The sequence below is a fragment of the Alphaproteobacteria bacterium genome (assembly GCA_033344895.1).
Taxonomy (GTDB): Bacteria; Pseudomonadota; Alphaproteobacteria; order UBA8366; family Aestuariispiraceae; genus Pacificispira.
Genome location: JAWPMN010000001.1, coordinates 4,565,544 through 4,586,531, shown reverse-complemented (window position 1 = coordinate 4,586,531; position 20,988 = coordinate 4,565,544). Strand labels below are relative to the sequence as shown.

The 20,988-nt window shown below is 62.7% G+C and carries 24 protein-coding genes and 1 tRNA gene; 7 read left to right on the top strand and 18 right to left on the bottom strand.

Features of this window, described 5'->3' with window-relative positions; genetic code table 11:
- Nucleotides 1-150 precede the first annotated feature (150 nt).
- The 5 genes from serA to R8L07_21675 all read right to left on the bottom strand — a co-directional run bounded on the left by serA (nucleotide 151) and on the right by R8L07_21675 (nucleotide 6,593).
- Nucleotides 151-1,731: a phosphoglycerate dehydrogenase gene (gene serA, locus R8L07_21695; GenBank protein MDW3208156.1), complete on the bottom strand. Its 1,581-nt coding sequence runs from the start codon at nucleotides 1,729-1,731 to the stop codon at nucleotides 151-153.
- Between the two features lie 4 nt (nucleotides 1,732-1,735).
- Complete coding sequence (locus R8L07_21690; GenBank protein ID MDW3208155.1) at nucleotides 1,736-2,893, bottom strand: phosphoserine transaminase; 1,158 nt, start codon at nucleotides 2,891-2,893, stop codon at nucleotides 1,736-1,738.
- 110 nt (nucleotides 2,894-3,003) lie between these two features.
- Entirely contained in the window at nucleotides 3,004-3,678 is a 675-nt protein-coding gene (locus R8L07_21685) for a gamma-glutamyl-gamma-aminobutyrate hydrolase family protein (GenBank protein MDW3208154.1), read from the bottom strand.
- Complete coding sequence (locus R8L07_21680; GenBank protein MDW3208153.1) at nucleotides 3,675-4,703, bottom strand: amidoligase family protein; 1,029 nt, start codon at nucleotides 4,701-4,703, stop codon at nucleotides 3,675-3,677. The genes R8L07_21685 and R8L07_21680 overlap by 4 nt, the downstream gene beginning before the upstream one ends.
- Nucleotides 4,704-4,736: 33 nt before the next feature.
- Complete coding sequence (locus R8L07_21675; protein MDW3208152.1) at nucleotides 4,737-6,593, bottom strand: SLC13 family permease; 1,857 nt, start codon at nucleotides 6,591-6,593, stop codon at nucleotides 4,737-4,739.
- Between the two features lie 389 nt (nucleotides 6,594-6,982).
- On the opposite strand from R8L07_21675, the gene R8L07_21670 reads away from it, so the two are divergent.
- Together R8L07_21670 and R8L07_21665 are read left to right on the top strand one after the other, a co-directional pair.
- On the top strand, nucleotides 6,983-7,213 hold the full coding sequence (locus R8L07_21670; protein MDW3208151.1) for a hypothetical protein: 231 nt from the start codon (nucleotides 6,983-6,985) through the stop codon (nucleotides 7,211-7,213).
- A gap of 114 nt (nucleotides 7,214-7,327) precedes the next feature.
- Complete coding sequence (locus R8L07_21665) at nucleotides 7,328-7,846, top strand: invasion associated locus B family protein (GenBank protein MDW3208150.1); 519 nt, start codon at nucleotides 7,328-7,330, stop codon at nucleotides 7,844-7,846.
- On the opposite strand, the gene R8L07_21660 is transcribed toward R8L07_21665, so the two are convergent.
- Both R8L07_21660 and R8L07_21655 read right to left on the bottom strand, forming a co-directional pair.
- Nucleotides 7,831-8,103 (bottom strand): hypothetical protein, encoded by a 273-nt coding sequence (locus R8L07_21660; protein MDW3208149.1) that lies wholly within the window; start codon nucleotides 8,101-8,103, stop codon nucleotides 7,831-7,833. The two genes, R8L07_21665 and R8L07_21660, sit on opposite strands and share 16 nt — an antisense overlap.
- Nucleotides 8,104-8,370: 267 nt before the next feature.
- Nucleotides 8,371-8,445: transfer RNA gene (locus R8L07_21655), tRNA-Thr, on the bottom strand.
- Nucleotides 8,446-8,583: 138 nt separating this feature from the next.
- On the opposite strand from R8L07_21655, the gene R8L07_21650 reads away from it, so the two are divergent.
- The 3 genes from R8L07_21650 to R8L07_21640 all read left to right on the top strand — a co-directional run bounded on the left by R8L07_21650 (nucleotide 8,584) and on the right by R8L07_21640 (nucleotide 11,080).
- A complete protein-coding gene (locus R8L07_21650; protein ID MDW3208148.1) occupies nucleotides 8,584-8,772 on the top strand; it encodes a hypothetical protein in 189 nt (62 codons plus the stop codon).
- A gap of 221 nt (nucleotides 8,773-8,993) precedes the next feature.
- Entirely contained in the window at nucleotides 8,994-10,268 is a 1,275-nt protein-coding gene (murA, locus tag R8L07_21645) for a UDP-N-acetylglucosamine 1-carboxyvinyltransferase (GenBank protein MDW3208147.1), read from the top strand.
- The gene (locus tag R8L07_21640; GenBank protein ID MDW3208146.1) at nucleotides 10,268-11,080 is read left to right on the top strand and encodes a PhnD/SsuA/transferrin family substrate-binding protein; all 813 of its coding nucleotides are present in this window, start codon (nucleotides 10,268-10,270) and stop codon (nucleotides 11,078-11,080) included. Before murA ends, R8L07_21640 begins: the two co-directional genes overlap by 1 nt.
- A 1-nt stretch (nucleotide 11,081) precedes the next feature.
- Here the strand turns inward: R8L07_21640 and R8L07_21635 are convergent, their stop codons facing one another.
- A complete protein-coding gene (locus R8L07_21635) occupies nucleotides 11,082-11,612 on the bottom strand; it encodes a hypothetical protein (protein ID MDW3208145.1) in 531 nt (176 codons plus the stop codon).
- Nucleotides 11,613-11,673: 61 nt separating this feature from the next.
- Entirely contained in the window at nucleotides 11,674-12,468 is a 795-nt protein-coding gene (locus R8L07_21630; GenBank protein MDW3208144.1) for a helix-turn-helix domain-containing protein, read from the bottom strand.
- Between the two features lie 102 nt (nucleotides 12,469-12,570).
- Here R8L07_21630 and hppD point away from each other — a divergent pair, with 102 nt between their 5' ends.
- Together hppD and R8L07_21620 are read left to right on the top strand one after the other, a co-directional pair.
- Nucleotides 12,571-13,650 carry a 4-hydroxyphenylpyruvate dioxygenase gene (gene hppD / locus R8L07_21625; GenBank protein ID MDW3208143.1) on the top strand — a complete coding sequence of 360 codons (1,080 nt, stop codon included), beginning with the start codon at nucleotides 12,571-12,573 and terminating at the stop codon, nucleotides 13,648-13,650.
- Between the two features lie 43 nt (nucleotides 13,651-13,693).
- On the top strand, nucleotides 13,694-14,488 hold the full coding sequence (locus R8L07_21620; protein MDW3208142.1) for a creatininase family protein: 795 nt from the start codon (nucleotides 13,694-13,696) through the stop codon (nucleotides 14,486-14,488).
- On the opposite strand, the gene R8L07_21615 is transcribed toward R8L07_21620, so the two are convergent.
- From R8L07_21615 to R8L07_21575, 9 genes are all read right to left on the bottom strand, one after another.
- Nucleotides 14,485-15,204 carry an SOS response-associated peptidase gene (locus tag R8L07_21615; GenBank protein ID MDW3208141.1) on the bottom strand — a complete coding sequence of 240 codons (720 nt, stop codon included), beginning with the start codon at nucleotides 15,202-15,204 and terminating at the stop codon, nucleotides 14,485-14,487. The genes R8L07_21620 and R8L07_21615 overlap by 4 nt on opposite strands.
- A gap of 7 nt (nucleotides 15,205-15,211) precedes the next feature.
- Nucleotides 15,212-15,826 (bottom strand): CDP-alcohol phosphatidyltransferase family protein, encoded by a 615-nt coding sequence (locus R8L07_21610; protein MDW3208140.1) that lies wholly within the window; start codon nucleotides 15,824-15,826, stop codon nucleotides 15,212-15,214.
- 85 nt (nucleotides 15,827-15,911) lie between these two features.
- Entirely contained in the window at nucleotides 15,912-17,006 is a 1,095-nt protein-coding gene (gene paaE, locus R8L07_21605; protein ID MDW3208139.1) for a 1,2-phenylacetyl-CoA epoxidase subunit PaaE, read from the bottom strand.
- Nucleotides 17,007-17,016: 10 nt separating this feature from the next.
- Nucleotides 17,017-17,541, bottom strand: coding sequence for a 1,2-phenylacetyl-CoA epoxidase subunit PaaD (paaD, locus tag R8L07_21600; GenBank protein ID MDW3208138.1), 525 nt, complete (start codon nucleotides 17,539-17,541; stop codon nucleotides 17,017-17,019).
- A gap of 3 nt (nucleotides 17,542-17,544) precedes the next feature.
- Nucleotides 17,545-18,318, bottom strand: coding sequence for a 1,2-phenylacetyl-CoA epoxidase subunit PaaC (gene paaC / locus R8L07_21595; GenBank protein ID MDW3208137.1), 774 nt, complete (start codon nucleotides 18,316-18,318; stop codon nucleotides 17,545-17,547).
- A 3-nt stretch (nucleotides 18,319-18,321) separates the two neighbouring features.
- A complete protein-coding gene (paaB, locus tag R8L07_21590; protein MDW3208136.1) occupies nucleotides 18,322-18,615 on the bottom strand; it encodes a 1,2-phenylacetyl-CoA epoxidase subunit PaaB in 294 nt (97 codons plus the stop codon).
- A 12-nt stretch (nucleotides 18,616-18,627) separates the two neighbouring features.
- The gene (gene paaA, locus R8L07_21585) at nucleotides 18,628-19,611 is read right to left on the bottom strand and encodes a 1,2-phenylacetyl-CoA epoxidase subunit PaaA (GenBank protein ID MDW3208135.1); all 984 of its coding nucleotides are present in this window, start codon (nucleotides 19,609-19,611) and stop codon (nucleotides 18,628-18,630) included.
- Between the two features lie 158 nt (nucleotides 19,612-19,769).
- Complete coding sequence (locus tag R8L07_21580; GenBank protein ID MDW3208134.1) at nucleotides 19,770-20,210, bottom strand: DUF2948 family protein; 441 nt, start codon at nucleotides 20,208-20,210, stop codon at nucleotides 19,770-19,772.
- A 74-nt stretch (nucleotides 20,211-20,284) separates the two neighbouring features.
- Nucleotides 20,285-20,917 (bottom strand): flavin reductase family protein, encoded by a 633-nt coding sequence (locus R8L07_21575; protein ID MDW3208133.1) that lies wholly within the window; start codon nucleotides 20,915-20,917, stop codon nucleotides 20,285-20,287.
- Nucleotides 20,918-20,988 lie beyond the last annotated feature (71 nt).

The following is a 20,988-nucleotide window of genomic DNA, read 5'->3' as shown; positions in this document are numbered from 1 at the left end:
TGCAGGTGCGAAAGACAAAATAGGCCAGATCGGCGAAACTCATTTTACGGGATTGAAAACAAGGCGTGTTTGCGCTGCCGCAATCCCTGCTGCGGGCGCTCAATTCCCGACTACGATGTGCGCGTATCCTCGGCGACAACCGCCGGGCGGTCAGAATTTCAGCGTCTTGACCTGCTTGATCTGAGGCAGGGCCTGAATCTGCGTCAAAACCTCCGGCGAGATCGCCTCATCGACGGAAATCAGGGCGATGGCGTCACCGCCGGCCTCCGCACGGCCCAGATGGAAGGTCGCGATATTGACCCCCGCATTGCCCAGAACCGTCCCCAGACCGCCGATCAGGCCGGGCTTGTCGTGGTTCGTGATGTAGAGCATATGCGGTGTCAGTTCCGCCTCGATCGCGATGCCCTTGATGTCGACGATACGGGGCAGGTCGCCGCCGAACAGGGTACCTGAGACGGAACGGGTGAAACGCTCCGTCGTGACCGTCAGCTTGATCAGCGTCTGATAGTCGCCGGGGCGGTCATGAATCACTTCGGACACATCGACGCCGCGTTCGCGGGCAAAAACCGGGGCGTTGACCATATTCACCGCATCGGAGAACGGCTTCATGACCTCCGCCAGTGCCGCCTGGACCAGCGGCTTGACATTCAGTTTCGCAACATGGCCTTCGAATTCCAGCGTCACGGCCTTGAGGGCGGTTTCCGTCACCTGTCCTGCGAACGAGCCCAATTGGCAGGCCAGCGTCATGTAGGGCTGCAGGCGGGGTGCATCCTCGGCGGAGATCGACGGCATGTTGAGCGCGTTGCTGATGGCGCCTGTCAGCAGGTAATCGGACATCTGTTCCGCGACCTGCAGGGCGACATTTTCCTGCGCCTCTTCAGTCGCAGCGCCGAGATGCGGTGTTGCGACGACGTTGGGCGTATCGAACAGCGGGTTTTCCCGTGCCGGCTCAACGGTGAAGACATCCAGTGCCGCACCGGCGACATGGCCGCTGTCCAGCGCGTCCTTGAGCGCCGCCTCGTCCACGATTCCGCCGCGGGCGCAGTTGACGATGCGGATCCCCGGTTTGCATTTCGCCAGCGCCTTCGCGTCGAGCAGATTGCGGGTGCTGTCGGTCAGCGGCGTGTGGATGGTGATGAAATCCGCCCGTTCCAGCAGATCGTCCAGACCGACCTTCTCGACACCCAACTCGCGCGCCCTTTCCGGCGACAGGAACGGGTCATAGGCCACGACTTTCATTTTCAGACCCTGGGCCCGGTCGGCCACGATGCTGCCGATATTGCCGGACCCGACGAGACCCAGCGTCTTGCCGAACAGTTCGACGCCCATGAATTTCGATTTCTCCCACTTTCCGGCGCGGGTGGATGCGTCGGCGGCGGGAATCTGCCGGGCCAGGGCCATCATCATGGCGATGGCATGTTCGGCAGTCGTGATGGAATTGCCGAAAGGCGTGTTCATCACCACAACGCCGTTACGGGTCGCGGCGGCCAGATCGACGTTGTCGACGCCGATCCCGGCCCGACCGACGACCTTCAGGTGTCCGTTTCCGGCGTTCAGCACCTCTTCGGTCACCTTGGTCGCGGACCGGATGGCCAGCCCGTCGTAATCGGCGATACGCGTCAGCAGGTCTTCCGCCGGCAGGCCCGGCTCGAAGTCGACCTCGATACCGCGGTCGCGGAAGACCGCAACGGCACGATCGCTCAGCTTGTCGGAAATCAGAACTTTCGGCATCGGCTTACTCCGCGATTATCTGGGCATAGGCCCAGTCGAGCCAGGGCATCAGCGCCGCCATATCCGACGGCTCGACCGTGGCACCGCCCCAGATGCGCAGACCTGGCGGCGCGTCGCGGTAGCCGTTGATGTCCAGCGCGACGCCTTCCTTTTCCAGCAGGGTTGCCATGCGCTTGGGCGCCGTCGCGCGTGCGTCTCCCTCCAGCGGGCAGGCGTCGGACAGCATCAGGCAGATCGATGTGCTGGATCGTGTCGCCGGATCGTTGGGCAGGAATTCGATCCAGTCGGTCCGGGCGACCCAGTCTTCGACGGTTTCCAGATTGTTCTGCGACCGCTCAATCAGGGCGGACAGCCCGCCGATACTTTCGGCCCAGGTCAGGGAATCGATCGCGTCTTCGACGCACAGCATCGACGGCGTGTTGATCGTCTCCCCTTTGAAGATCCCCTCGATCAGCTTGCCGCCCTTGGTCATGCGAAAGATCTTCGGCATCGGCCAGGCCGGGCTGTAGCTCTCCAGTCGCTCCACGGCGCGGGGGGACAGGACCAGCATGCCGTGGGCCCCTTCACCACCCAGCACTTTCTGCCAGGACCAGGTGACGACATCCAGCTTGTCCCAGGGCAGATCCATCGCAAAAGCGGCGGACGTTGCGTCGCAGATCGTCAGGCCCTTGCGATCGGTGGCGATCCAGTCGGCATCGGGCACTTTCACGCCGCTGGTCGTCCCGTTCCACGTGAAGACGACGTCCCGGTCCGGATCGACCGCGCCCAGTTCGGGCAACAGACCATAATCGGCCTCGATCACGCGCACGTCTTCCAGTTTCAGTTGCTTTGCGACATCGGTGACCCAGCCCTTGCCGAAACTTTCCCAGGCCAGCATGTCGACGCCACGCGGCCCCAGAAGTGACCACATCGCCATCTCGACAGCACCGGTATCGGAGGCCGGAACGATGCCGATACGATAGTCGTCCGGAAGGCCCAAGATGGCTCGGCTGCAATCAATGACTTCCTTCAGCTTCGCCTTCCCCGGTCCGGAACGATGGGAACGACCGAGAAGGGCGTCGTTCAGCGCCGCCGGCGACCAGCCGGGTCGCTTCGCGCAAGGTCCTGAGGAAAACAGCGGGCTAACCGGACGTTGCTCCGGCTTTTGGACGTTGGCGGTCACGGGCGGGGTCTCCATCGAGAGGTCGAAGTGTGCGGAAGCTAGGATCGGGTGACGCCGCCGTCAACGGCCAATTTGTCGCTAAATCGCGGAAAGGTGTCGCATATATCTGTCTAGCGCGCAGCAGTCACAAGGGCGCGGTACAGTCGCTGCTGCGACGATTTCTGCGGCATGTATTCCGGATGCCACTGAACCCCCAGCATGAAACGATCGCCCAGATGTTCCAGACCCTGGGTGACACCGCGCCGGTCCGCGGCGGCCAGACGCATGCCGTCGCCGGGATACTCCACGGCCTGATGGTGCAGGGAGTTCACCCAGATCTCCGTGCGGCCCAGGATGGCAGCCAGTCGCGTGTCCGGAGCGACATCCACACGCTTTCGCGGCAGCACGGTGCGCAGTTTGGGAAGGTCCGGGTAGCGGGCATAGATGTCCTCGATCAGGGAACCGCCCCGCCAAAGTGCCAGCATCTGAGCACCGCGGCAGACGCCGAGAACCGGAACGGTGCTGCCGCCAAGTGTCTCGAGCAGCGCGTATTCCAGGCGGTCCCGGTCCGGGTCGATCCGGATCGCGGGGTGCACGGCGCCGCCATACAGTGAGGCGGAGATGTCGTCTCCACCGCCGATGACGAGGCCATCGAGGTCGGCTGCGGCCGCCTTCACGTCGTCGACCCGGCTGGCGGTCAAGCGCCGCGCCCTGCCGCCGGCCCGCCAGATGGCAAATCGCTGAAACTGCCAGGAGCGCCAGCCCCGCATGTGGCTGGTCGTGACTCCGATCAGAGGCTTGCTCATAACCGGTACTCCGCGCCCAGACTTTCAGAGAAACGGGCCAGATCGCCGGACAGGGGAAAGGTCGACAGGGTCTGGAACGTCCGACACGCCGATTCCAGAGCGCTTCTGTCGCTCGCGAGACGCTCCACCGCCAGCCATCGGCGCCATTCTGCGATGGGGCCTGCGTGGTTTTCAGAGAACAGCGTGTTGGGAAGGCGCCAGTGATAGGTCGGGCGTGGCTTGATCCGCGGATCGTCGATGACGGCCCGCACCTGCTCTCCGCGCAGATGTGCAAACAGGGGCAGCATGTCCAGTTCCCGATTTCTGGTGTTGTTGAACGACAGATAATCGGCAATCAATCCTTTAAGGTCTGGTGAATAGTCCGCCCGACAGACATGCCGCAGATAAGAGGTCGGGAAGGGGTCGATATACGGGAAGGCACGTCTGGTTCCATCGACCCGAATATCGCTGCGCAGCCAAGGGCTCAGCAGCAGATAGGCCTGCATAGTCGGCAGGATGTCCGCTACATCCTCGCCCGTCGTCTCGACATTGAGGTGAAGGCCGAAAGCATAGAGCAGCCCCTCGTCCGTGCCGGCGGCGCCGGCCTGGCCGAGATCCCGGTAAAGGGTTTCCATCTCCATCAGACGCGGCCATTCGATCGGCGGGGCAACGATCTCGCACGGGACGAGGTCTCCGGCCAGATCGCCCAGGATTCGACTGGTTTCGGCATCAAGCTCGCGAATCCATTCCACCAGATCGGATAACCAGGGGCGGGTCGGGTCGACCTCTCGCAGGCGGTCGTTGGGATGGACGTATTGCGCGTCCAGTTCGACCCGGAAAGGGGCCGGATTGCTGTCTTCTATCGTGTAACGATGGGGGCTGTTCTGACGGATTTCACCGCCGAAGCGCTTACGCACCAGTTCCGCCGCGTCCCGGGGGCGCAAGGCAGCGAATTCGAACTCCAGCCCGACACGGCGGAACGCGCCGTCCGGTCCCTCCGGACTGGGCGGTGGCGTGATTGCGGATTTGGTCGGAATGCCCGTCACAACATCAAGGGATGTAGGGGGCGCCGCGGCAATTTAAAGGCCGAACCAGAACGGGGCGAAAAGACTGAAGGCGATCCAGCAGATCAGCAGCAGCGGCGTGCCGGCCCGGATGAAATCCTTGAACTTGTATCCGCCGGGCGCCATGACCAGCAGATTGGTCTGGTAGCCGACCGGACTGCCGAAGGAACAGTTCGCTGCGAAAACCACGGCAACCGCGAAGGCCTCCGCCGGCACACCGATGTCGTGGGCGATCGCGACTGCGATCGGTGTGAAGAGGACCGCCGTAGCCTTGGTCGATAGGACATTCGCCAGCACGGCGGTCAGCAGGAAGAAGCCGGACAGGACCACCGCCGGGCTGGACTCGCCCAGCAGTACCACAAGACCGTGGGCCAGGAAGGCCGCGCCGCCGGTCGCTTGCATTGCTGCGCCAAGTGCCAAGGCGGCGGCGATCAGCAGGATGATCTTGTGATCGATGGCGCGGATTGCCTCCTCCGCACTCAGGGCGCCGGAGATCACCATGGCCGCGGCACCGGACAGGGTGGCGACTTCCGTTGGAAGAAGGCCGGTCGCCGCCGACCCGACGGTTGCGAAAAAGATCAACCCCGCCCGCTTTGCATGGTGCGGCTGCGGCAGATCCTCCGCCGACCACTCCAGCAGGACGACTTCCTGACTGCCGCGCAGGGCCTCGATATCCGCTCGGCGCCCCTGAATCAGCAGGATGTCGCCCGGTTCGAGCGGGATCTCCGTCGGGCGCGTGCGCGGCATGCGGATGCGCCGCTCGATGCCCAGGACGACACAATCGTGGCGATACCGGAATCCGATCGTATCCAATGTGCGTCCGACCATCCGAGACCCGGGGGTCACCATCACTTCCGCAACCGACTGGGCACCGGACCGCCAACGTGCATCGGCATCGATCATGCGCGCCATGCCGCTGCCGGACATGATTTCCGGCGTCAGGGATTTCGGATTGTCCTTGTGGAACTGCAGCAGGCGATCCCGCGTCGCGGCGACGATCAGGATGTCATCACGCTGCAGTGGAATGTCCTCATAGGGCGGGGTGAAGCTCTCGTCGCCGCGCTCGATCGACAGGACGGTGATGCCCGGCAGGCCCGGAAAGAAACCGGCGGACGGCGTCATTCCTTCCAGCACACTGCCGCGCCGAACGGTGATCTGTGCCTTGAACTGCTTCGCCTCGCGCTGGGCACCGCCGGTCTCGCCTTCCCGGTCCGGCAGCAGCTTCGGCAGGATCAGGATAACATAGACCATGCCGGCACCGGCTACGACGAGTCCCGGAATGGTGAAACTGAAGAAGTCGAAGCCCTCCTCGCCCAATTCGATCATGGCGCTCGACACCAAGAGGTTGGTGGACGAGCCGATCAGGGTCGTCATGCCGCCCAGGATCGCAGCGAAACTGAGGGGCATCATGTAGCGCCCCGCGCTGCGGTTCGACCGGACGGCAAGTGCCTGCATGATGGGGATGAACAGCACGACGACCGGGATGTTGTTCAGCACCGCAGAGACAGCGCCAACCAGCAGCAGCGCCATTCCAATCGCCGCCGTCGGACGTCCTTTGGCGGCTGCGTAGACGACGGTCGCCGCCGAATCCAGGGCGCCGGTCCGGTTCAGGCCTTCGCCGAGTATCAGCAGCGCCAGCACCGTCAACATGGCGGGATTGGCAAAGCCGGTCAGCAGCTTGTGGGCGTCCAGCAGGTTGTCGCCATCCGGTCCCGGGACCGGAATCAGGTGGAAAACCACCATCAGCGCACAGATCACCGCGAGGGAGGTGACCTCCAGCGCCAGTTTTTCGGTCGCGTACAGATAAAGGGTACCGGCAATCAGAATGAAGACCAGGATCATCTCCAGGGTCTTCACATCGGTCAGTTCCATTTCGGTATCGCCCCCATACTGAAACCCGCTGTGACCAACCGGCCAACGCCGAGCTTAACGCATTCTTCGACAGAAGTAGAATATCCCGCACCGATCGGGAAACATCAGATATTCGGTGCTGCCATTCGCCCCAGAATCGCAATCGGTTACCCAAGGGACAGCCGCTTCAAAAACCAATCTGCCGAAGAGCGCTACCCTTGCCGTATTGGTATCCCGGCACCTCTGGCGCATCAAATCCAATCACGACCACTGGTTGGTCGCAGAAACGGCATTTACGGTCGCTTACGAAAAAAATCTGTTGAGTTCGCACCGAGTCCAGGTATATCTCGCACTGCACAATCGGTTGGCGCGACCGACCGCATCTCTCTGCAGAACCGGACCTGACGACTATGCCGAAATATCGGACCCATTTCGAACTGGATATTCAGGATATCGACCGCATCGAAGCATCCCTGACACAGCGTGTCGGCGATCTATCCCGTCGTGTGCTGTCGGCGGGGGGCGACAAGCCCGAAGTATCGAACCTGCAGAACGAAATTCAGCAATTGCGCGGTCTGCTCGGTCGGATCCATCAGCAGAAGATCTGGTACGCGCCCAAGGATTTCCAGCCGGGCGGCTGAGGCGGCGGACACATCCCCGGATGCCGTTCCCACGCGGAATGGGGCGGGTTTATTGCGCGGCGCCCCGCGGTTAGTGTAGAGCGGATACCTTCTCAATCCGCTCCGGGTGCCGATATGCTCATTCGAATTCTCACCGTACTGGGACTGATGTCCCTGATCGGATTTTCGGGTCTTCCGGCGCTTGCGCAGAGCGCGGAAGGGGCGACGACGGAAGTGCTTCGCGAAAGCCATGGCGACTGGGACATTCGCTGCAGCTCCGCCAAACCCGAAGATTGCTACATGATCCAGACCGCGGTGGATGATCGCGGTCGGCCGATGGTGGAGTTCAGCCTGATTCGACTGGCATCCGATGCGCCCGCGCCGGCCGGCGCCACGGCGGTGGTTCCATTGGGAACGGCGCTTCCGGAAGGATTGCTGTTCCAGGTCGATAATGGCGAGCAGTTGCGCTTTGCCTACGATTTCTGTGCCCGGGCAGGATGTGTGTCCAATCTGGCGCTGACAGCGGATCAGATCGAAGCGATGAGGCGTGGGCTTTTCGCCATCGTGACGATCAGGTCCGCGGCCCGTCCGGAGCAGCCGATATCCGTCCGGATTTCGCTGCGCGGATTCACGGCCGCCTATGGTGCGCTCTGATCGACCGGCCTCGACACCGGCGCTCGCGCGATCAGCAGGTGCGGCGAAATCGCCATCGGTCGAATGATCTTTGAAACGCCCACCCGTCGGGCGGATTGAACCCGGGTGCGTTGTCGCAATATGGAACGCATGCCGCCGATTGCCGCGGCCGCTCCTTTCAGAGAGGAAAGGCGGAACAGGCAAAGGTCGCGGATCACCATGCCCGCCTGTGAGATCAGGAACAGCGGCAGGGTCGCAATCAGGATGGCCGCCGGCATGTTTTTCAGCCAAACCCGGATTCGGTTCCGGGTCCCGAAACACGATGCGAAGGCGCTGTAGCGGGCTTCGAAAAAGCGATCATTTGAAGTTCAGAAACTAAAGTTAAGCTCGATCTTAGATGAATGAATGAAGATAACTCTATCTTCATTACTTTCTTCTTATAGAGCAGGGAAAAGTTTGGTTTGTGGAGTGACGTCTACGCAAGTATAGCCCAGCTAGTCTAGCAGGGGCAATCGGAAACCCGGAAGGATCAATTGTAGGAAACATGGTGCTGCCGGAGAGAATTGAACTCTCGGCCTCTCCCTTACCAAGGGAGTGCTCTACCCCTGAGCTACGGCAGCTTCTTGGATGGCGGAAGGAATGTCGAGAATCCGACGTTCCCTGCCCAAGCGGGCGCGCTTATGCCATAGCGTCGGGGGGTGTGCAAGGGCGAAGGTGCGCCGCTTGACTTCACCGCCGTGGAGCGGCATTTCCGGTGCATGACGAAAGGCCGCAAACTCTCCGACAGCGAACAGGCCCGCCTTGATCGACAGGCCGAAAAGTTGCGCGCGAATCTGGCCCGCCGAAAGGCGCAGCAACGCGCACGACGGCAGGAGACGCAGGGCGAATCGTCTAGTCTTCCCGACGAGGGTGCCGGGGGCGGCGGCGGTTCGGACCCGACCGACTGACTGCCGCGGCCCTTCGCCCCGAATTCGCCCCGTTTCGGCCTTCATGACCGTCCAGATGAACGCGTATGTCCAGGGACCGCCGGGCAGGCCGCCCGGTCCAACCGAAGAACAGGCTCCGCAGAGAGGTTTCCATGTCACCCCATGATCTGAATAATGCGTTCCAGGACAACATTGTCGCGCCGACCGAAACCCAATTGGCGGCGACCGGAAAGTCGGGTGGCATGGATAAGATCAGGATCGTCGGCGGGACGCCGCTGAAGGGTGAAATCCGCATCGGCGGCGCCAAGAATTCGGCGTTGAAGCTCATGTGCGCGTCAATCCTGACCGACGGGGTGCTGACGCTTTTGAATGTGCCGCGCCTGGCCGACATCCGCACCACAGCGCAGTTGCTGGAGAGCCTTGGGATCGATGTACGCTTCGATGCGCCGGAAGGCGATGCCGCGCCGCAGCGTCTGTCGCTGAACGCCGGGACGCTGAACAACACGGTCGCCGAATACGACATCGTCCGAAAGATGCGTGCCGGGGTTCTGGTGCTGGGGCCGCTTCTGGCGAAGCATGGGAAAGCGCGGGTATCGCTGCCGGGTGGTTGCGCCATTGGAACGCGGCCTGTGGACCTGCACCTCAAGGGCCTGCAGCTTCTGGGCGCCGAGATCGAGTTGGACGGCGGCTACATCATGGCTGAAGCGCCGTGTGGCCTGACGGGTGCCGACGTGACCTTCCCCTTCGTCTCCGTAGGCGCCACCGAAAACCTGATGATGGCGGCAAGCCTGGCGCGCGGAACCACGCGCCTGATCAATGCCGCGCGGGAGCCTGAGATCGTCGACCTGGCCGATTGCCTCAAGGCCATGGGGGCAAAGATTTCCGGAGCCGGCAGTGACACGATCGAGATCGAAGGCGTTGATACACTGCATGGTGCCGAACACGCCGTCATGCCGGATCGCATCGAGACCGGCACCTATGCCATGGCCGTCGCGGCGACGCGCGGCGATGCGACGCTGGTCGGTGCCCGGCCGGAAACGCTGGGGGCCGCAATTTCTGCGATGGAGGCGGCGGGCGTAATCGTCGACCGCGTGCCCGACGGCATGCGCATCCGATGCGGGGCGCTCATCGGGACAGACGTGATGACGGAACCCTATCCCGGCTTCCCGACCGATCTGCAGGCCCAGATGATGGCGCTTCTGTCCACGGCACAGGGCGCGTCCATGGTGACCGAAACGATTTTCGAGAACCGCTTCATGCATGTCCCGGAGCTGAACCGCATGGGGGCCAGCATCAATCTGCATGGCCGTTCCGCCATGGTTCGCGGGGTTCCCCGGTTGACCGGCGCGCCGGTCATGGCGACGGACCTGCGGGCCTCGGTGGCGCTGGTGATTGCCGGACTGGCAGCCCAGGGAGAGACCTTCGTGAACCGGATCTATCATCTCGACCGCGGGTATGAACGACTGGATGAGAAACTGGCCGCCTGCGGTGCCGTGATCGAGCGCGTCGCCGGTTGATGACAGCGCCTTTTGCCAGCCTGCCGCAATACGATCTGCCCGAACTGACCGACGCGACGGACGCGTGGTGGGATGGCCTTGCCGCGCATCTTCGCCGGCATGGTGTCGAGGCGGTCCCGGAAAGCCTGACACGGGTTGAAGACGCCGAGGCGCTTTGGCGCGATCCAGCCCTTATGCTGACCCAGACCTGCGGTTATCCCCTGATGACGGAGCTGAAGGATTATCTTCAGCCGGTGGCAACGCCGCATTACGATTGCGAAGGGTGTGAGGCCGGGCTGTATTCCAGTGCCCTTGTTGTCCGCCGATCCGACCGGATCGCGACCCTGAACGATCTGCGCGGCAAGCGTGCTGTCGTGAACAACGCCAATTCCCATTCCGGCATGAATGCATTGCGCCATGCCGTGGCGCCGCTGGCGGAGGCAGGCCGGTTCTTCGCCGATTTTCTGTACAGCGGAGGCCATGCCCATTCGGCCGAGGCGGTCCGACGGGGCCGCGCCGACATCGCCGCGATCGACAGCGTCACCTGGGCTTTGCTGCAACGGGTCCGTCCTGAGGCAACAGACGAGCTGGAAGTGGTGCAGTGGACGCGCAAGGCTCCTGCCTTGCCGTATGCAGTGCGGATCGATGCCACGCCATCGCAGGTTCGCCGCATTCAGGAAGCGGTACTGGACGCGGCCGAGGACCCGGATCTGGGCGATGTCCGGGCTGCCCTGCTGATTAAGGGGATGAAGGCGGCAGGTTTCGACGACTATGCCCCGATCCTGACCATGAAAGCGGAAGCCGAAAGCCGGGGCTACCCGCAGATCGGGTGAGCTAGTTTCGGCTGCGGCGTGCCTTCACGAACTGGACCCCGCCCGACAGAAGCTCCGTCACCGCTTCCCGAAGGATCCCTTCCGATTTCTGACGCATCTGCAGGTCGATCTGAGGCTTCACGCTTTGCAGATCGGGAAAGGCCGGCGACATCTGGCGCTCTGCGGCCAGCGACGTCAGTTGTTCGTCGGTCAGATGTGCGGAGTAGGCCGCCGCCATATTGCATTCCCAGGACGGGGTAAGCATCAGCAGGGACTGGTCCAGAAGTTTCTGGTAGAAGCCGATCAACTGCTGCCCGTATCCCCTTTGTTGGGCTTCGGCCAGCGTGGCATTGAAGGTCGGTGTTTGCTGCGCCATGCCCATGATCATGCCGGCCAGATGACGCTTCGGCTGGACCGTCTGACGCACGAAGCTCAGGCTTGCCGCCGTTCCACATCGCACGCCTTCGGTCGACTGGGCGGATGCGGAGGGGGATGCGGCAATCAGGAACAGCGAGGCGGCCAGCGCACAGATCGGACCGCGAATAAGGAACATGGAAACACCTATTGGGTTCGGATATCGCCGATATGGCGATGACCCCGCATAACTTCCAGCCCTATCCCATCTGCCCTGCGGTTGAAAGGGCGGCACGGGATATCCTCTGCGCCGTGGCGGACAGGCTGCCGAGATGGGCCGCCGCCACGGAGGATGCATCCCGGTCCCGTGCCGGCCAGACCAGGCTTACCGCGCCGATGATGCGATTTTCGAGGGCGATCGGCACGGAAATGTCCATCGGCTCCGCGCCGTAGTCGGAACTGTCCGGCCAATAGCCGGCAGCCCGGATTCCGTATCCCCGCCGACGGGTCTCGGACAATTCCCGTTCCAGTCGGCCGCTGGTCAATTCAAAGCGAATTGCCGGCGAATCCGCGGCCTCGATGTAAGTCAGAATGCGGCTGCGCTCCCGCGTATCCATGAACGCCAGAACCGCCCGTCCGGGGGAAGAGAAGAGAAAACTCGGACGGAAACCGGCAACGAGCGGGTCGACGCCACCGGGGACGCGTTTGCGCGTGCTGTCGACGACTTCCAGTGAGGGCACCGGGGTCAGTGCGACCAGATCGGCCGGAAATCCGGTCTCGCGGCTCAACGCCTGTACTTCCGCCATTCCGCTGTGCAGCAGCGACTGCCGAATGTCGGTTGACGGACGCGCGGTCGTGGCGGGGAGGTAGCGACCGTCATTGATGCGCCGGGCGATCCATCCGGCTTCCTGAAGGGTGGCCAGAAGCCTCAGTAGACTGGCCTTCGGCAGCCCGGTTTCCCGTGCGAGCGTGGCGAGGCTGCTGGCGCCCTTCCGGTGGAGCCGGTCATATACCGCCAGGCCGCGCCGCAGGCTTTCAATGGTCTTTACAGCCACGAAGGACGATCTCGTCGTTTCACTTGGTGAAACACCCACCTACCATAACTCCGGCATTCAAACTACCTTCATGGAAACGTTTTTCCTTGCTGGAGGCAGACCATGACCCAGGATGCGCAGAACCCGATTGGACTTCAGGGCTTTGAATTCGTGGAGTTTTCCGCCCCGGACCCAAAGCTTCTCGAGCAGGTCATGACCGCATTGGGGTTCACCAAGGTGGCGCAGCACCGGTCCAAGAAGACGGCGCTCTACCGGCAGGGCGATATCAACTTCATCCTGAATGAACAGCCACGCAGCCAGGCGGAATATTTTGCGGCCGAGCATGGTCCCGCCGCCTGCGCCATGGCCTTCCGGATTCAGGACGCCCACCACGCCTATGACGAACTGTTGCGGCGCGGGGCGGAGCCAATGGAATTGCCGACCGGCCCGATGGAACTGCGTCTGCCCGCGATCAAGGGTATCGGTGGGGCGCCAATCTTCCTGATCGACCGGTTCGGCGACCAGGCGACGATCTACGACATCGATTTCAAGTATCTCGACGGCGTCGACCGCAACCCGGTAGGGGCAGGGCTGAAGACCATCGATCACCTCACCCACAACGTCTACAAGGGGCGGATGGGCTATTGGGCGTCCTTCTATGAACGCTTCTTCAACTTCAAGGAAATCCGGTATTTCGACATCAAGGGCGAGTATACCGGATTGCACTCCAAGGCCATGGCGGCGCCGGACGGGCTGATCCGTATCCCTCTGAACGAGGAGGCGACGGAAGGCAAAGGCCAGATCCAGGAGTTCCTGGACGACTTCAACGGCGAGGGCATTCAGCATATCGCGCTTTCTACCGACGACATCTACGCCACGGTCGATCGCCTGCGGGCACTGGGCGTCGATTTCATGAAGCCGCCGCCCGAGACCTACTACGACATGCTGGAAGAGCGTCTGCCCGGCCATGGCGAGCCGGTGGACGAGATGAAGGCACGAGGTCTGCTGGTCGATGGTTCCACGGATGACGGGGACCCGCGTATCCTGTTGCAGATATTCACGAAACCGCTTCTGGGTCCGGCCTTCTTCGAGATCATCCAGCGCAAGCATGACGAGGGCTTCGGCGAGGGCAACTTCAAGGCGCTGTTCGAAAGCATCGAGCGCGATCAGGTGCAGCGCGGGGTGATCACCGCCAAGGCGTGAAGCGGCGGTTGCGGTTCCGGGCGTCACCGGCCATTCTCGCACCATGACGGCACGGTATTGGGCGGATCTGACGGTGGAGGAGTTTCGCGCGGTCGACACAGACCGCGCGATCGCCATTCTGCCTGTCGGCGCCACTGAGCAGCACGGTCCCCATCTGCCGCTCTCCGTCGACAGTGACCTCGCCGCTGCAGTGCTGAATGCGGCGATACCCGAAATCGATCCGGCCGTTGATGTGCTGATCCTGCCGATGCAGGCCATCGGCCGCAGTATCGAGCATGAGGATTTTCCCGGCACACTCAGCCTTTCCGCCGATACGCTGATGCGGCTTTGGATGGATATCGGTGCCGGCGTCGCCCGGGCGGGGCTCCGCAAGCTGGTGATTTTTAACGGTCATGGCGGGAATGTCTCGACCATGGATATCGTCGCCCGCGATCTGCGGGCGGCCCATGGCATGTTGACCGCGCATACATCCTGGTATGCCCTGGCCGAGCCGGATGGCGTGCTGGATGCCCATGAATTGACCCATGGAATACATGGCGGCGCATTAGAGACATCGGCCATGCTGGCGATCCGGGAGGCGGCTGTCCGCAAGGACAAAATGGCGGCGTTTCCCTCCGCGGGGGAGGGGTGGGCCGAGCGCAATCGCTTTGTCGGCGTCGGCGGCAAACCGGTGAAACTCGGCTGGCTGATGCAGGACCTCAACCCGGATGGGGCTGCGGGGGATGCCTCGGCGGCAGATGTGGCGACAGGCTGCCGGCTGATCGAGCGCGCTGCGGCGAATCTCGCGGCCTTTTTGTCCGAATTCGACGCGATGGAGCCGCCGTTCCGCCAGGCCTAGAACAGCGACATCTGATCGTCCGCCTTCTTTGCCGGTTCCTTCAACTGTTCGGGATCCAACTCGATTGCTGACGCCAACTCGGCATCGTCATTGCGGACATCGTTCAGCCGCCTGCTGACCGGGTGATAGACAAGTTTCCGCGCGCCAACATAGGGGCGCATGACCCGGGCGGCCTCGTCCTCTTCGGCATTCAGCCACGTGTCGAACCGATGCGGATCGACGATGACCGGCATGCGGTGATGCAGGTCCTTCAACGCGTCATTGGCGTCTGTCGTGACAATGCTGCAGGTCTCGACATCCGACCCGTCCGCCCCCTGCCAACGCTCCCACAGGCCCGCAAAGGCGAAAACCTCGCCATCGTCGAAGGCAATGCGGAAAGGCTGCTTCTTGCCGCCCAGCGTCTTCCATTCATAAAAGGCATCGACCGGAATAAGGCAGCGGCGTCGCTTGAATGCGGTCTTGAACGATGGCTTGTCGCGCACCGTTTCGGCACGGGCGTTGATCATCTTGGCGCCGATGGACGGATCCTTCGACCAGCCGGGGATCAGGCCCCAACGCGCCATGAAGCAGGTGCGCGCGCTGTTTTCGTCCCGGACGGCCAGCACGGCCTGGGTCGGCGCGATATTGTATCGGGCGGGCAGGTTGGGAATGCGGTCGAACCCGAACAGTCTGCGAATGCCCTCGATCGGTGTCGTCAGCGAATACCGTCCGCACATATCGGCCCTAACCCTCTTCCTTGAACATCGCCCGCGCCGCCAGAATGCGGGTTGCGGTCGTCACCCAGCACAGCGCGCCGAAGATAACGGCGAGGACCGGGAAATGCTCGGGCAAAACGCAGCACAGAACGAAAAAGGCGATGGTCTCCGTTCCCTCCGTCAGCCCGCCGAGATAATAGAAGGATTTCGAGCCGCGCAGGTCGGTCGACAGCTCCCGCTTGGCCGCGACGATGGCAAAGGCGAGGAAGCTGGTGCCGGTGCCGACAAAGCTGAAGATCAGAAAGGCGGCGGGCAGGGCGTTTTCGGTCGGGCTCAGGGCCGCAAAGCCCAGGGGGATCGCCGCATAGACGATGAAATCCAGCACGATGTCCAGATAGCCGCCGAAATCCGTCGCCCCCTGGCGCCTTGCCAGTGCTCCGTCCAGCCCGTCCAGCAGGCGGTTTGCCAGGATCAGGGCGAGGCCAATCCAGATCGCGTTCAGACCGATCGCGGCTGCGCCGGCGATGCCGAGAAGGAAGCCGAACACGGTCACCGCATTCGCGGAAAGTCCGACCCTGGTCAGCCGGGACGCAAGTGCATCCAGGGGCGGGTCGATCAGGGGGCGGAGGCGTGCATCCAACATGCCGCCATGATGCGGCGCGGATCATCGCGAGACAACAATCACGCTTGCGCGAAAGCGGCGGCCCTCGCGAAGCCCGCATGAAATCCTATTTCGCGTCGAAATCCAGCACCACGCGGTCCGTCATCGGATGCGACTGGCAGGCCAGCACGAAACCTGCCTCTGTTTCCTCCGGGGTCAGGGCATAATTGACGTCCATGGCGACCTCCCCCTCCAAGACCTTGCACCGGCAGGTGCAGCACATGCCGCCCTTACAGGAATAGGGAATGTCGGCGCGGCTCTCCATCGCGATATCCAGAATTGCCGGGCCGTCCGAGGCGACGTCCAGATCGCTTTCGATACCGTCAAAGATCAGGGTGACCTTGCGCTGCTTGGCGCGGTCCGCATCGCTGAGAGTCTTGGCCCGTTCTTCCCGGGCCTTCTGAGCCGCCGCGCCGCCATCTGCCGGTGTGAACAGTTCCGTGTGAATTTTGCCGTCGTCGACACCGGCATCCTTCAGGGCGGCTGTCACCTCCTCGATCATGCCTTGCGGGCCGCACAGGAACACCTCGTCCGCATCCGCCGCATCGACGGGACCGGCGAACAGCGCAGCGCATTTTTCACGGTCAATCCGGCCGTTCAGCAAGGGCACTTCGCGCGGCTGGCGGGACAGGATGTGGATCTGGCTGAACCGGGTCGGATAGACGTCCTTCAGTTCCTGCAATGTTTCCAGGAAGATGATCGAGGCCGACGTCCTGTTGCCGTAGATCAGGGTGACCGTGCTATTCGGTTCGGCTTCCAGATAGGTCTTGGCGAGGGACAGGATCGGCGTGATGCCGCTGCCCGCCGCAATCATCAGATAGGATTTCGACGCCGCCGCGTCGACCGGCGCGGTAAACCGCCCCTCCGGCGGCATGACCTGGAGCGTGTCCCCGACCGTCAGCACATCGTTGGCATAGGTCGAGAAGCGGCCATCCAGCACCTTCTTCACGGCCACGCGCAGTTCGTTGTCGTTGACGCCACTGCAGATGGAATAGGAACGCCGGATATCCTCGCCGTCGATTTCGGCACGCAGCGTCAGGTACTGGCCGGCCGCAAACCGGAACGTTTCGCGCAGATCCTCCGGCACGTCCAGGCGAATGGAAACGGCGTCGTCCGTTTCGCGCCGAATGTCCGAAACCGTCAGGGAGTGAAAGCCCGCCATTACCCGATCCTCAGATACATTTGAAATACTCGAAAGGCTCCAGGCAGTCCGTGCAACGGTACTGCGCCTTACACGCGGTGGAGCCGAACTCACTGACCTTTTCGGTCGCCGCGCCGCCGCAGTGAGGGCAGGGAACCTCCGGATCGGCACCAAACAGTGCACCGCGGCCGACCCCTTCGTCGGCTGCCTTGCCGACGGGCGGGGCGATGCCGTATTCGCGCAGTTTGCGCCTGCCCGCATCGCTGATCCAGTCCGTGGTCCAGGCCGGGGCCAGGACGGTATCGATGGTCACGTCGTCATAGCCAGCCCGTAGCAGCCGGTTGCGGATCGACAGGTTGATCGCGGCCGTCGCCGGGCAGCCCGAATAGGTCGGCGTTACCGCCAGGCGCACCGCGCCGTTCTCGTCGACACGAACGTCCCGAACGACACCAAGATCGCGAATGGATAGCGCGGGGACTTCAGGATCCGGCACCTCTTCCAGAAGGTCCCAGATCGCTGCCTCGCGCCGCTTGTCATCCAGGGCGACGACGGTCATGGCCTACCACTCCATGTCCGGATAGGCGCGCTGCATGAACTGCAGGTCGGACAGGATGAAGCCGAGATATTCCGAATGCGCGCCGCTGCGGCCACCGCTGCGTGGAAACTCCGCTTCGGGCCGGCTCAGGGTGGCCTCGGCCAGAACACGGTCGACCATCGTGTCCCAGGCAGGACGCAGGGATTTCAGATCCGGACCGATTCCGGCGGCAGTCATGGCTTCGTCCAGCGCGTCGGTTTCGAAGAGCTCGTCGACGAAAATCCAGTGCTCGTCCAGGGCAAGCTGGACCCGTCGCTTGCTTTCATCCGTGCCGTCGCCCATGCGAATGATCCATTCACCACTGTGGCGACGGTGGTAGGTCACTTCCTTCAGTGACTTGGCGGCAATGGCGGCCAGTTCCGAATCCGCGCTTTTCGACAGCGCCATGTAAAGCTCGACATGGAAGCAATCGATCAGGAATTGCCGTACCATTGTCGCCGCAAAGTCGCCGTTCGGCTGCTCGGCCAGCAACAGGTTCTTCCACTCGGTCACGTCGCGCTTGAAGGCGAAATCGTCCTCGTCTCGGCCTGCGCCTTCGACCGTTCCGGCATAGGTGTAGAGCAGGCGGGCCTGGCCTATCAGGTCCAGCGCGATGTTGGACATCGCAATGTCCTCCTCCAGAACCGGGCCGTGGCCGCACCACTCGGACAGGCGGTGACCCAGAATCAGAGAGGTATCGCCCAAACGCAGCAGGTACTCTGTCAGGTCCCGGCGGTCGATGTCGGTCTTCGTCGCCATGGCTTACATGTTCTCCACGCCGTCCGGCACTTCGTAGAAGGTCGGATGGCGGTAGACCTTGTCATCGGCGGGATCAAAGAAGGGGCCGCGCGATTCAGGCTGCGAGGCATGGATATGGGCGGCCTCGACGACCCAGATGCTCTCGCCTTCACGGCGGCGAGTGTAGACGTCACGGGCGTTCTGAATCGCCATCTCGGCGTCGACCGCGCGCAGCGAGCCGACATGCTTGTGACTTAGGCCCTGGCGGCTGCGCACGAAGATTTCCCAAAGCGGCCATTCGCGGGAGGAAGCGGGCATGGCGATGTCTCCTTACTCGGCGGCGGCGGCCTGACGGCGCGCGCGGCGTTTCTCGGCATGGGCCAGGGCGGCTTCACGCACCCAGGCGCCATCCTCCCAGGCCTTGCGGCGGGCTTTCAGGCGTTCGCGGCCGACGGGGCCGCCGCCCTTCAGAATGCGTTTGAATTCGTCCCAGTCGATCGGTCCGAAATCGTAATGGCCGCGGTCCTCGTTCCATTTCAGATCCGGGTCCGGGATGGTCAGCCCCAGGATCTCCGCCTGCGGCACGGTCATGTCGACGAAATGCTGGCGCAGGTCGTCATTGGACCGTCGCTTGATCTTCCATTCGGTGGATTGGTTGCCGTGGGTCGACTCACTGTCATGCGGGCCGAACATCATCAGGGACGGCCACCACCAGCGGTTAAGGGCCTCCTGCGCCATTTTCTTCTGGGTTTCGGTACCCTGGGCCAGTTTGGTGACGATCTCGTAGCCCTGGCGCTGGTGGAAGCTCTCTTCCTTGCAGATGCGCTCCATCGCGCGGGCATAGGGGCCGTAGGAGCAACGGCACAGCATCACCTGGTTCACGATGGCGGCTCCGTCGACCAGCCAGCCGATGGCGCCGATATCGGCCCAGGTCAGGGTCGGGTAGTTGAAGATCGAGGAATACTTGGCGCGTCCGTCATGCAGCGCCTCAATCGTCTCGTCACGCGTCGTCCCAAGCGTCTCGCAGGCGCTGTAGAGATAGAGCGCGTGGCCGGCCTCATCCTGGATCTTGGCCAGCAGGACGGCCTTGCGTTTCAGGGTCGGCGCCCGGGTCAGCCAGTTCCCTTCCGGCAACATGCCGACCACCTCGGAATGGGCGTGCTGCGAAATCTGGCGGACCAGAAGCTTGCGATAGCCGTCCGGCATCCAGTCGCGGGGCTCGACCTTTTCCTCGGCCTCCAGCAGGGCCTCGAAGCGGGCTACCCCGGCTTCGTCCCAGTTCTCGTAACCCTTCTTGTCGCGAAGTTCGTTCATGCTTCCATCCCTGCCACGGCAGCCCGCAGAACGGGCTCGAGTGTCTCATCGCCTTTATGATACACTTTTTGACGATAACTTCAATTATTTTGTATCACGTTGATTCGTGCGAAATCAGGGCGCGGTTCCGCGCGCACCGAAAGTGATGCTGTCCGGAATCAGTCTTCGGCGTCGTTCGGCCGGTGTTCCGGCCGCCACTGCGTCGGCCAGGGCTCGCCAAGATCCTCCAGGCCGACTGCCAGCTTCCCGACAGTCAGCCGCAGGGCCGCGTCGCCGGAGAAGGTCAGCATCACAGTGTCGTCGTGATAGGCAATTGACAGCAGCGACAGCATGCGGTCGCGACCGTCCTTCGGCATGTTGCGGCGCTCGACCTTGGTCACGAAGTCGAAACGCAGGCCGGAATGCGTCCGGCTGTAGGGGGGGAAGTCACCCGCAACCTCCCAGCGGAAGCGGTTCAGCGCGATCAGGAAACGCTGTTCGTCCGCCAGGTAGATCATGTCCCCGGCAGGAGCCAGGGCGTCCTGCACCATACTGGACAGAACCGACAGGTCCTCCAGGTCGAAGGCCCGAAGTTTGAGAGGCGCCGCCTCGTTACGCATTACAGTGATATCCCCCGTCAATGCCTTGATCGGACGATACAAGTCCCGCCGGGGAGTGTCGAGGGCTGCGGCAATCAGTCCTTTTTCGGCCAGTCCGCCCAGGTTGGCCGGTCGAGCTGGAAGGTATCGCCCGTGCGGGTATACCAGCCGCTGCCATGCATGCGTCCGATCGTGTGGATGCTGGGCGTGTCGACATACCCCTTTTCCGCATCCATGACATATTCGTCGTCGATGCGGATGCCCAGAACCCGGCCGACGACCAGGGTCTGGCGCGGTCCGGTGACTATGGAGGCATGGTTGACGCATTCGAAGGATACCGGGGATTCCGCAATCTGCGGCGGTTTCACGAATTGCGACGGCCGCTCCGTCAGCCCGGCGCAGGACAGTTCATCGACGTCGCGCGGGGCGTCGATGGAGGTGACGTTCATCTTCTCGGCCACGTTCTCCGTGACCAGATTGATGACGAATTCGCCCGTGGTCAGAATGTTTTCCGCCGTGTCCTTGAATCCCTTTTTCGGGTCCTTCAACAAACCGATGACGACTGTCGGCGGCTCGCTGCCCATCACGTTGAAGAAGCTGTAGGGTGCCGCGTTGACGACACCTGCTTCGGACATGCTGGTAACCCAGGCGATGGGCCGCGGCGTCACGGTCGAAGTCATCAGCTTGTAGGCGATCTGACTCGGAATCTGGCTCAGGTCGAACTGCATTGTCAGGCTCTCCGCTGGTCCCGCGAAGGCTCCTGCTTTCGCAGGAGCACGGGGTAGGGCGTGTTCCTGCG